At 48.9% G+C, this 11,381-nt stretch carries 12 protein-coding genes; 10 read left to right on the top strand and 2 right to left on the bottom strand.

Annotated features, from left to right (window positions below):
- Positions 1–21 precede the first annotated feature (21 nt).
- From ACE6F3_RS06695 to ACE6F3_RS06735, 9 genes are read left to right on the top strand one after another with little or no spacing between them, the layout of a single operon-like run.
- On the top strand, positions 22–1,968 hold the full coding sequence (locus tag ACE6F3_RS06695) for an NADH-quinone oxidoreductase subunit L (protein WP_279115641.1): 1,947 nt from the start codon (positions 22–24) through the stop codon (positions 1,966–1,968).
- Complete coding sequence (locus ACE6F3_RS06700; RefSeq protein WP_279115640.1) at positions 1,965–2,813, top strand: complex I subunit 1 family protein; 849 nt, start codon at positions 1,965–1,967, stop codon at positions 2,811–2,813. Before ACE6F3_RS06695 ends, ACE6F3_RS06700 begins: the two co-directional genes overlap by 4 nt.
- The gene (locus ACE6F3_RS06705; protein WP_010936589.1) at positions 2,814–3,281 is read left to right on the top strand and encodes an NADH-quinone oxidoreductase subunit B family protein; all 468 of its coding nucleotides are present in this window, start codon (positions 2,814–2,816) and stop codon (positions 3,279–3,281) included.
- Positions 3,274–3,759 (top strand): NAD(P)H-dependent oxidoreductase subunit E, encoded by a 486-nt coding sequence (locus tag ACE6F3_RS06710; RefSeq protein WP_010936590.1) that lies wholly within the window; start codon positions 3,274–3,276, stop codon positions 3,757–3,759. Before ACE6F3_RS06705 ends, ACE6F3_RS06710 begins: the two co-directional genes overlap by 8 nt.
- A 13-nt stretch (positions 3,760–3,772) precedes the next feature.
- Positions 3,773–5,695 carry an NADH-quinone oxidoreductase subunit NuoF gene (locus ACE6F3_RS06715; protein WP_279115638.1) on the top strand — a complete coding sequence of 641 codons (1,923 nt, stop codon included), beginning with the start codon at positions 3,773–3,775 and terminating at the stop codon, positions 5,693–5,695.
- On the top strand, positions 5,695–6,288 hold the full coding sequence (locus ACE6F3_RS06720; protein ID WP_279115637.1) for a 2Fe-2S iron-sulfur cluster-binding protein: 594 nt from the start codon (positions 5,695–5,697) through the stop codon (positions 6,286–6,288). Before ACE6F3_RS06715 ends, ACE6F3_RS06720 begins: the two co-directional genes overlap by 1 nt.
- A gap of 2 nt (positions 6,289–6,290) precedes the next feature.
- A complete protein-coding gene (locus ACE6F3_RS06725; protein WP_279115636.1) occupies positions 6,291–7,676 on the top strand; it encodes an FAD-dependent oxidoreductase in 1,386 nt (461 codons plus the stop codon).
- Positions 7,677–8,756 carry a nickel-dependent hydrogenase large subunit gene (locus ACE6F3_RS06730; RefSeq protein ID WP_041342210.1) on the top strand — a complete coding sequence of 360 codons (1,080 nt, stop codon included), beginning with the start codon at positions 7,677–7,679 and terminating at the stop codon, positions 8,754–8,756.
- 9 nt (positions 8,757–8,765) lie between these two features.
- Positions 8,766–9,110, top strand: coding sequence for a 4Fe-4S binding protein (locus tag ACE6F3_RS06735; RefSeq protein WP_279115633.1), 345 nt, complete (start codon positions 8,766–8,768; stop codon positions 9,108–9,110).
- 87 nt (positions 9,111–9,197) lie between these two features.
- Here the strand turns inward: ACE6F3_RS06735 and ACE6F3_RS06740 are convergent, their stop codons facing one another.
- Both ACE6F3_RS06740 and efp read right to left on the bottom strand, forming a co-directional pair.
- Entirely contained in the window at positions 9,198–10,127 is a 930-nt protein-coding gene (locus ACE6F3_RS06740; RefSeq protein ID WP_279115632.1) for an amino acid--tRNA ligase-related protein, read from the bottom strand.
- Between the two features lie 4 nt (positions 10,128–10,131).
- Positions 10,132–10,698: an elongation factor P gene (gene efp, locus ACE6F3_RS06745; protein ID WP_010936597.1), complete on the bottom strand. Its 567-nt coding sequence runs from the start codon at positions 10,696–10,698 to the stop codon at positions 10,132–10,134.
- A gap of 194 nt (positions 10,699–10,892) precedes the next feature.
- On the opposite strand from efp, the gene ACE6F3_RS06750 reads away from it, so the two are divergent.
- Positions 10,893–11,378 (top strand): MarR family winged helix-turn-helix transcriptional regulator, encoded by a 486-nt coding sequence (locus ACE6F3_RS06750; protein ID WP_096476689.1) that lies wholly within the window; start codon positions 10,893–10,895, stop codon positions 11,376–11,378.
- The last annotated feature ends 3 nt before the right edge of the window (positions 11,379–11,381 follow it).

An 11,381-nucleotide genomic window follows, 5' to 3' on the forward strand; every position in this document is an offset into this window, starting at 1 on the left:
CTAAAAAAGGAAGATTAGATTTTGGCCAGTAGTCTTATTGCTATAGCCGTTCTCTTCCCATTTGCCGCCGGCTTGGTTTGCCTGTTTCTGAAAAATACCCTTCTCCGGTCCGGGCTGGTTGCTCTGTCAGCTATTGTACTCATCTGCAGTTCCATTTTGCTGTTTTCCCAGGGAAGTTTGCCCATTGAATACAGCCCCGCCCACCAGTGGGATAGTATTATTCTGGTGCTGGATTATGTGCTTCTGGCATTTTTCCTGTTTGTGGGTGTGAAAGACATCCTGAAAAACGGCTGGAGCGCCAGAGGTGTTTTAACCTCCGGTTTGGTGCTTTCCCAGATAATCCTTCTGGGCCTGTTTGAGTTTGTCTGGGCACCCTCCGTACCGCTTGCGTCCGAACCGGCTTTCTTTATTGACCAGCTTTCGATAATAATGTGCCTCATTATTTCCATTATCGGTTCTCTTATACTTCTTTACGCCATCAAATACATGAAAGACCATGAGCATCACCAGCACCTAAGCGTCACCCGCCAGCCCCGTTTCTTCTTCTTTATGACCATACTGCTGGGTGCTATGAACGGCATTGTCTTTTCTGATAACCTCCTCTGGATATACTTTTTCTGGGAAATAACCACTTTATGCTGCTTTGCCCTGATTGGCCATGAACAAACCAAAGAAGCCATAAACAATGCTTTTAGGGCTTTGTGGATGAATCTGATAGGCGGTCTGGGATTTGTACTGGCTATTATTTATGTCTTTACAAATTATGACAGCATTTCCCTGCAGGCTCTTATAACTAACCCGGCCATAGCCATGGCGCCACTCTTCTTCCTGTTTATGGCAGCTTTTACCAAATCAGCCCAGGTGCCGTTTCAGGGCTGGCTTCTGGGGGCAATGGTGGCACCCGTACCCGTTTCCGCCCTGCTTCATTCCTCCACTATGGTAAAAGCGGGTATTTACCTTTCTATCCGGCTGGCACCGGCTATTACCGATACATCTTTAGCTACTTTAATTGCCCTGTTCGGGGCATTTACTTTTATGGTTACTGCCATTATGGCTATCAGCCAGCGTGAATCCAAGAAAGTTTTAGCCTATTCCACCATCTCAAACCTGGGGCTGATTATAATGTGCGTAGGTATAAATACTCCTCTGGCAATTACTGCTGCCATTGTGCTCGCCATTTTTCATGCCATATCAAAAGCTTTGCTCTTTATGTGCGTGGGTGTCATAGACCACTCTTTGGGCAGCCGTGATATTGAAAACATGGAGGGGCTGGTACGCCGTTACCCCTTAATTGCCGGTATAACTATAGCCGGTATTCTCTCCATGATGCTGGTGCCTTTCGGTATGCTGCTGGGCAAATGGGCGGCTATAGAGGCCACTTCAGCTATGTCCGGGTTTATCTCACCCCTGGTGTTCCTGCTGCTGGTTATAGGTTCGGCAGCTACTACCGTTTTCTGGGTAAAATGGCTGGGCCGCTTTTTCAGCGTAACACCGGGTATAGAAAAAATACGTTTTGAACGTTTTTCATTTTTATATCACGCCCCTTTGATTGTACTGCTGGCTTTTGCCGGAATATTCAGCATAGGGGTGATACCCTTCTATGAAAGCTTTATTTTGCCGGCGGTAACTGCTTTCTATCCGAGTGCCATTGACACTTCAAACGGATTTTTCGGCAGTGCGGCCGGGTTATTTACTGTGTGGCCGCTGTTTATCCTGCTGGCCATAGCCATTATACTGGTGCCGGTTTTATTTAAGCCCAAAACCAAAAACCTCAGCACTGCCTATATGTGCGGTGAAAATGTCAGCACCTCAGCTGACAGTTTCTATTCTGTAGCTGACGGTGAAACTAAACTAAAGCTGGGGTCTATGTATCTTGACACCCAGTTTGCCAACACCCATCTGGATACCGGGCTAAAAATAGCTGGCCTTTTGATACTGGTTAGTATGCTGGTAGTGGTGCTGATATGAATGAATGGTTGCTGGTTGCCTTAGCCCTGGTTTTGCCCCCGGTACTGGGCAGTTTACTCCGCGGTCTTGACCGCATACTGACAGCCCGCATGCAGGGCAGATTCGGGCCGCCCCTGCTTCAGCCGGTTTATGATACTATCAAACTGCTTGCCAAACACCGCATGATTACCGGCCGTATGCAGGCCGTTGGTTCTATAGGTTACCTGCTGTTTATCATGGCGGCTACGGTCATGTTTTTCCTCGGCCAGGACCTGCTGCTGATTGTACTGGTGCTGGGTGTGGCCGATGTGTTTCTGGTTGTGGGTGCTTTTGCCACCCGTTCCCCGTACAGCCAAATTGGTGCCAACCGGGAACTTTTGCAAATACTCTCCTACGAACCTATCTTGATTATAACGGCTATCGGGCTTTATGTTGCTAACGGCAGTTTCATGATTTCCGAAATAGACCAGCCCCTGCTGCCCTCTTTGTGGCCCATACTTTTGGCCCTGGTGCTGGTACTGGTTATTCTTATGCGTAAATCCCCGTTTGATATATCTTCTTCGGAGCATGCCCATCAGGAACTGGTGAAGGGTGTATTTACCGAATATTCAGGCATCCACCTGGGGCTTATAGAGATTGCCCACATGTATGAACTGATACTAGTGCTGGGGTTTATTTCTCTAATGTGGCTTCCGGGTATTGTGCCCGGCGTTGCCCTGGCACTGGGCTGCTGGTTTTTGGTGCTGGTGATTGACAATATTACCGCCCGCCTTACCTGGTCTTCCATGCTCAAAATCTCCTGGATGTTCGGTTTGGGTCTGGCTCTGGTTAATCTTATCGGACTTTCAGCACTGGGAGGGGTCTAAGTGGATTTTGTTACTAAATCGCAAATAAAATCACCCTGGCTGCTCCATTTTGACTGCGGCAGCTGCAACGGCTGTGATATTGAAATCCTGGCCTGTCTTACCCCCCTTTATGATGTTGAACGTTTCGGCATTGTCAACATGGGTAACCCCAAACACTCGGATGTGCTTCTGGTAACCGGCCCGGCCAATAAGCGTAATTACCGTGTTTTGCAAAACTTGTATCAGCAAATGCCTGACCCGAAGGTGGTAATAGTTATCGGCACCTGCGGCTGCAGCGGCGGTGTTTTCCATAACTGCCCGAATATACTGGGCGGGGTAGACAAGGTAATACCGGTGGACGTATATGTACCAGGTTGTGCCGCCAGGCCGGAGGCTATTATAGACGGCGTGGTTATGGGGCTGGGCAAGCTGGCTGAGAAAAAAGCCAAGGCCAAAACTGAAGCCAAACGTGAGGAACAGCATGTGTAATTGTGAAACTAAAGCGCCTGAGGTTATAGACCTGTCAAAGCTGGATAATATCCTTGACGGTTACCGTGATAAAGCTGATATGCTTATTCAGGTACTCCTTAAAATCCAAAAAGAATATAACTGGCTTCCCAAAGAGGCCTTGTATAAAGTAAGCCAAGCTCTTAACGTACCGGTAAACCGGGTCTATCATGTGGCCACTTTTTATAAACTTTTCAGCGTGATTCCCAAAGGTAAGCACAATGTGAGTGTTTGCGTAGGTACTGCCTGCCATGTGTTTGGGGCACCCAAAATACTGGACAGGCTGGAAAAATCACTGGGTATCAAAGCCGGTGAAACTACGCCTGACCTTAAGTTTTCCCTGGAAACAGTAAACTGTCTGGGTTGCTGCGCATTAGGGCCGGTGGTGGTGGTTGACGGTCACTATCATGGCAAACTGCCCACTGCTGACGCCGAAAAAATACTGGCAGATTACGATTAGTTAGGAGCAGATGATGCCAAGGCTGAATACTCCGGCTGAGCTGGAAACACTGCGGGAAAAACTGGTCAAAAACCAGTCTGCCTCCCGCCCCTGCATAACGGTATGCTGCGGTACAGGATGCCGGGCATTGGGTTCGGTTAAACTGGTAGATGCTTTCCGGGCCGAGCTTGCCAAACAGGGCCTGGAAAGTTCAGTTGATATTAAAGAAACCGGCTGCCATGGTTTTTGTGAAAAAGGTTCGGTAGTTGTTATCTATCCCCAAAATATCTGCTATTTCCATGTAAAACCTGAAGACGCCGCAGACGTTGTCGCTAAAACAATAAAAACCGGCGAACTGGTAGACCATTTGCTTTACAAAGACCCTGCCAGCGGCGAAAGGCTGGTTTATCATCAGGATATCCCCTTTTACAAGTACCAGGAACGGACTGTACTGGGCGATAACGAGCATATAAACCCCCAGAATATAGAGGATTATATCCAGCGGGGCGGTTATTCCGCCCTGGTTAAAGCCCTTTTCCAGATGACCCCTGAATCTGTACTGGAAGAAGTAGATACAGCCAATCTGCGCGGACGCGGCGGCGGCGGTTTCCCTGCCGGTAAAAAGTGGCGCACCACCCGTGATGCTCCTGACCCGGTCAAATACGTGCTGGTTAACTGTGACGAGGGTGACCCAGGGGCATTTATGGACCGCTCCATCATGGAGGGTAACCCCCACTGTGTGCTGGAAGGTCTGGCTATAGGGGCTTTTGCAGTCGGCGCTAAAGAGGGTTACATATATGTACGTGCCGAATACCCATTGGCAGTGGAAAACCTGTACGCTGCCATAAGGCAGGCAGAGGAGTATGGTCTGCTGGGCAAAAATATACTTGGCTCCGGCTTTGATTTTATTGTCAAAGTCCACGAAGGAGCCGGGGCTTTTGTATCCGGCGAATCATCCGCCCTGATGACTGCTATTGAAGGGCGGGTTGGTGAACCCCGTCCCAAATATATCCGCACTGCTATCAAGGGGCTCTGGGATAAACCCTCAAATCTAAATAACGTGGAAACCTGGGCTAACGTACCCCACATTATTAACAAAGGGGCGGAGTGGTTCAGGTCTATCGGTACCGAAGGCAGCAAAGGCACCAAAATATTTGCTTTGGTTGGCAAGGTTAACAATACCGGACTGGTAGAAGTACCTATGGGTACTACCCTCCGGGATATTATATTTAAAATAGGCGGCGGCCTGCGTGACGGCAAAAAAATAAAAGCTGTCCAGACAGGCGGCCCCTCAGGCGGCTGCATACCCGAAAACCTGCTGGATTCGCCTGTTGATTATGATGTGCTGAGTAAACTGGGTTCTATGGTAGGTTCAGGCGGGCTTATCATAATGGACGAAGAAACCTGCATGGTAGACATTGCCCGCTATTTTATAAACTTTCTTTCAGACGAATCCTGCGGCAAGTGCCTGCCCTGCCGCGAGGGACTCCGCCAACTGGTAGAAATACTTACCCGTATTACCGAAGGCAAAGGCACTATGGCAGATATGGACACTCTGGAAGACCTGAGCGGGGTAATGAGCGAAGCCTGCCTGTGCGCTTTGGGACAGCAAGCCCCAAATCCACTGCTGACCACCCTTAAATATTTCCGTCACGAATATATTGACCATATTAAAAACAAACATTGTGAAGCCGGTGTCTGCAAAGCCCTGCTTACTTTCTATATTGACCCTGACAAATGCAAAGCCTGCATGATTTGCGCCCGAAACTGCCCCACTGATGCCATCAAGGGTGGCAAAGGGCTTATTCATACTATAGAACAGGATAAATGCATCAAGTGCGGTGCCTGTCTGGATACCTGCCCGGCCAAATTTGATGCGGTCAGGAAAATATCCGGCATACCTATACCGGAAAACGTACCGTCTGAACCTATTCCTTTAAACCGGAAGGCAGAATAATGGAAGAAATCAAGCTTACCATAGATGGCAGGGAAGTTACTGCCCAAAACGGGCAAACTGTTTTTCAGGCAGCGGCGGCAGCCGGTATTCATATACCCGCGCTTTGCTTCCATGAACAGCTTGAACCATACGGCGGCTGCCGTGTCTGCAGCGTGGAGGTAGTAACAGGCTCACGCTCCAAGGTGGTAACTTCGTGTGTTTATCCGGCGTCAAACGGCCTGGTAGTAAATACCAATACCGAAAAAATACGCCATATCCGCAAGGTGCTTATAGAGCTGCTGCTCACCAAAGCCCCCGCTTCAAAACCAATACGAGACCTGGCAGAAGAATACGGGGCGGATACCGCCCGCTTCAGCCATGATGCCTCTTTCTGCGTACTCTGCGGTTTATGTGTGCGCTACTGTACCGAGGTTAAAAAAGCTAACGCCCTGTGCTTTATCAGCCGGGGTACTCAGCGGGAGGTAACCTTCGTACCAGAGATAGCCAGCCGGGAATGCGAAAAGTGCCAGCAGTGCTTTGATATCTGCCCCACCAATTTTATCCGGGCTAATTTTGAAATGGCCAAAGCTCTCACTTTCGGGACTGAGGAATAGTTATGTTAGAAAATGCTGAATATATAACAGCCGAGGAACTGCTTGACCAGACCCAGAAGCTTTATGATGAGGGGGCAATATTCTGTACCGCCTCCTGCATAGACTTGGGAAATGAATTTGAAGTTATTTACCACTACAATCTGGAAAATGGTCTTCGGATGAAACACCTCCGGCTTAAAATAGATAAAAATGAAACTGTTCCCAGTATTTCAAACATATATTTATGTGCTTCGCTTATTGAAAACGAAATGCAGGAGCTTTACCAGTTAAAACTCAGCAAAATTGCCATAGATTTCAGCGGCGGGTTTCTGGTCACCAAAGAAACCCCCAAAAGCTATATGATAAAAGCCCCTGATTACAAGCTTATTCCGGTAGAACGCCTGACTGCCCCCTGCCAGAGGACTTGCCCGGCAGGTATAGATGTATCCCGTTATGTCCGCCTTTGCGGCGAAGGGAACTATGATGCAGCCTTAGCTGTAATCAAACAGGCCATGCCTTTCCCCGGAATACTGGGGCGGGTTTGCTTAGCTCCCTGTGAATCAGCCTGCCGCCAGGGCAAGTGCGGAGAAGCTATAAGCATCAAACAGCTTAAACGGGCGGCCTATGAATACGGCCGTTATACAGATACCGCCACCGCCAAACCCACCGGCAAAAAAGTGGCAGTGGTTGGCTCTGGTCCGGCTGGTCTGGCAGCGGCCTATTTTCTGGCCAAAAAGGGGCATAAGGTAACTGTGTTTGAGGCTTTGCCGAAAGCCGGCGGCTATATGCGGGTAGGCATACCTGAGTATGCACTGCCCCGCCAGATACTGGATGCCGAAATTGAAAACGTTGCCAAACTGGGTGTTGAGTTCAAGCTGGGTACAGCCGTAAATTCGCTGAGTAGCCTCAAAGAAATGGGGTTTGATGCCACTTTGCTGGCGCTGGGTGCCAATCAGGGGGTACGCCGCTCTAACATCATAGCCGCTTTCAGCGGTGCAGCAGACGTATTTAAAAAATTCGGGCTGGCAGTTGAAAATATAAACGGCAGCAATGTGCTTAAGGTTGACGATGATACGCTTAGTACTTCGCAGGAGGGTGTTTTTGCCTGCGGAGACGCCGTAAACGGGCCTACTTCGGTAATTCATGCCGTTGCCTCCGGTAAAAAAGCGGCCGCCAGTATAGACCAGTATCTGGGCAGTGACGGCAAGTGGGTGTATGAAAATATTGTAGCCCACGAGCCGGTATCCCGTGATACTTTCCTTGAACGGATTTTGCCCAAGAGCAAACCTTTAAGTGTCAAATATGATATTAAGCAAGCCAAAGAGCGAAATGAAGAAACTGCCGGCTATAGCCGTGAAGTTGCCGCCGCCGAGAGCAAACGCTGCTGGCGCTGTGATTTGGAGGAATAAATGGCACGAACAGTAATACCCTTCGGGCCACAGCATCCGGTATTCCCTGAGCCGGTACAGCTTAAACTGGAATGCGAAGACGAAACGGTAGTCGGGGTTACGCCGGTTATCGGTTACGTACACCGCGGGGTAGAAAAGGCCTGTGAGATAAATACCCTGCGGCAGAATATCTTTCTGGTAGAACGTATCTGCGGCATCTGTTCAATCCAGCACGCCCTTTGCTATTGTCAGGGCATAGAGGAACTGGCCGGTATTGAAGTTCCCCAGCGGGCGCAGTATCTGCGCACTGCCTGGGCAGAACTCTCCCGTCTTCACAGCCATAGCCTTTGGCTGGGTTTGCTGGCGGATGCACTCGGTTTTGAAAGCCTGTTCATGCAAATCTGGCGCGCCCGTGAGATTATTCTGGATATACTGGAGATGACTGCCGGACACCGGGTTATTACTTCTGCCTGTGTGGTGGGCGGAGTGCGACGTGACATAGACACCGAAATGCTGAAAAAAACGTCCGATATGCTGGCTGAATTTAGAAAAATGATGGATAAAACTATCCTGCCTACCCTGCTGAATGACCCCACCTTGAAAAAACGGACTGTCGGCAAAGGTATTTTATCCTATGACCAGGCGGTTACCTTAGGTGCTTGCGGCCCTACCATGCGCGGCAGCGGCGTCCCATCTGATGCCCGGGCCACCGGGTATGCCGCTTTTAAGGAGCTTGGATTTGAGCCGGTAGTGGAAACCGCCGGGGACAGCTATGCCCGCACCCTGGTGCGCACCCGCGAAATTTACCAATCTATAGACCTTACGCTGGCCGCGCTTCAGCAAATGCCAGCCGGGGAAATAATGGTTAAGGCCGAAGCCTATCCTGAGGGGGAAATATTCACCCGGGTGGAGCAGCCCCGCGGCGAGCTTACTTATTATATAAAAGCCAACGGCACAAATCATTTGGACAGGTGCAAAATACGTACCCCCACCTTTGCCAATATCCCCACCCTGCTGGTCATGCTGCCGGGGTGTGAACTGGCAGATGTGCCTGTTATTACCTTATCTATAGACCCATGTATATCTTGCACGGAGCGTTAGGAGAAGGCTATGCCCTGGATGATAGGAACAGTACTTAAAAATTTGTTTTCAACTCCCCCCACCCGCCGCTACCCATACGAAAAACGGGAGTCATTTGCTGGTTCACGCGGTAACATCACCTGGGATGCCGGGCGTTGTGATATGTGCAATGATTGCGCCCGGGTCTGCCCCGCCCGCGCTATTACGCTCAAACCGGAAAAACACCTTATAGAATATGACCCGCTAAAGTGTATCTACTGCGGCACTTGCGCCGAAACCTGTCTTCAGCATGCAATCACCCAGCATCCGCTTTATGCCGCCCCGCAGACTGAGCACGCTAGCCGGATAACCGAAGTCCACCACTACCGCTATTAGAAAAAGATTTATCGCAGAGAAAAACCCCGGCTGTGACCGGGGTTTTATTATATCTATTATGATCTGCGGATATATTATGTAATGTAATTAGGCTGTATCGGCTGTAAAGGGTATAACGTCCTGTATCCGGTCTGTATTACAGAAGAACATAACCAAACGGTCTACTCCCAGCGCATTTCCGGCACAGGCAGGCAGATATTTCATTGATTCCAAAAATTTATCAGGTGAAACCACCCGCCTATTCTGCTCAGTTTCTATCAGCCGCTTTTCCTCAGCAAAACGGCTAGCCTGCTCAAGTGGGTCAGTCAGCTCTGAATAAGCATTGGCCATCTCCAAGCCGGATATAAAAAACTCCGCCCGTTCGGCTACTTCCGGTTTAGTCTCTTTTATCCTGGCCAGAGATGCCATTTTAGCCGGATAATCCATCAGCACCGTAGGCTGTTCGGACGGTAAAGACGGAATAACCTTTAACACCAAATCATCATCAAAACGCTTTTCATCATCTACGCTTAGCGGATTCCAGCCTGCGGCAGTTAAAAAGGCATCCTGCACAGTTATACGTTTCCACGGGGGCATCAGGTCAATTTCCTTCGCCATGTACCGGACTAGTGGTTTGCCGGATAGTTTCATGGCAATATAATGAAACAGATTTTCGGTGTCTTTTATCATCTGGAGATAATCAGCCCCGGCCCGGTACCACTCCAGCAGACTGAATTCGGGGTTATGCTGGCGTCCTTTCTCCCCGTCCCTGAAACAGCGGCTTATCTGGTAGATTTTTGCATATCCCGCTGCCAGCATACGTTTCATGTAAAGCTCAGGGGAAGTAGACAGGTAACCGCTCTGGCATTCCACCGGTTTTATATACCGTTCCGGGGCAACTGCCGGAACAAAAACAGGGGTTTCCACTTCCAGAAACCCCTGCTCATTGAAAAAACTGCGTATCCACCCAAGTATCTGCATGCGGCGTTTCAGGTTGTCTTCCAGTTTCCCCAACCGCTGCTTCTCGTCTAAGTACATCCAGCTACTTCTTGTTGCCAACTCTTTCCACATAGGCACCGGTGCGGGTATCTACTTTTATAATATCCCCAGCCTTTATAAAAGTGGGAACGCCTATTTCCATGCCATTGGAAAGTTTGGCCGGTTTATTCTGGGCAGTTACGGTTTCTTTGCCGGTACTCATAGAAGTTTCCACTATTTCCAGCTCAACAAAATTAGGCAGGGTAATTTCAATGGGGGCATCACCCAAAAGCTGTACCGGAATAACCATGCCGTCTTTCAGAAAAACACCCCGTGAACCCATACGGTCTTCGGTCATGTAGTGCTGTTCAAAGGTATCGGTATTCATAAATATATAATTGCCATTCTCATGGTAGAGATACTGCATATCATAAGTAGCTACATCAGCTTCCTTCAGTTTGTCACCCGAATGATAAGTACGTTCCAGGATTCCGCCATCCATCAGATTGCGGAACTTTATCCGGTAGACGGCACTGCCCTTGCCCGGCTTCATAAAATCCACGTCATCCACGTTGTAAGGTATCTCATCCAACAGGATTTTTTTGTTCTTGCTGACTTCCTCTATATTCATACTGGCCTTTCGTAACAGAAAATACTAAGTGGTTTCAATCCAAAAATAATAATGGATATACGTATAACAAGTCAAATTTAAGGGGCATTGTTATCAGGGTTTGACACCGTTTTTAGGCCTGATTATAATTAGTGCTATACAAATTATTTTAGTACTAAAAAATATATATATGACACGATGTATAGAGGAAAAACATGACACCTGAAACGTGCTCTGAAGATGCAAAATTTGTGCTGGTAAAAGATATTCTGGGATTTATCCAGAAACTTTATACCGAGGCCCTGGTAGTCCCCCAAGGGCTGCTGGAAACCGAAATCACCATGCCCCAGCTGCGGGTGCTTTTACTTCTGCGCCAGCACGGCCCTCTCTCCATGGGGATAATATCCAAGAAACTTTGTGTCGGGCTGGCTACCCTGACCGGCATTGTTGACCGTCTGGTCAGGCAGGGTTTTGTAGAACGAGAAACTCCGCCAGATAACCGCCGGGTGGTCATCTGCCACCTTACACCAAAGGGTAATGACCACTACCAGAGCCTGTGGCAGTTTACCACCGACAAAGTAGCCGAACTGCTGGACGGGGTAGATAACGAAGGCTTATCCATAATCCGGAATGGGTTTTGCCAGCTTGAAAAATCCATTGCCAATAAATTAACAGCGGCAGAAAGTACTGACAGGATTTAAAAA

Source organism: Dehalococcoides sp. THU4 (assembly GCF_043231265.1).
Taxonomy (GTDB): domain Bacteria; phylum Chloroflexota; class Dehalococcoidia; order Dehalococcoidales; family Dehalococcoidaceae; genus Dehalococcoides; species Dehalococcoides mccartyi.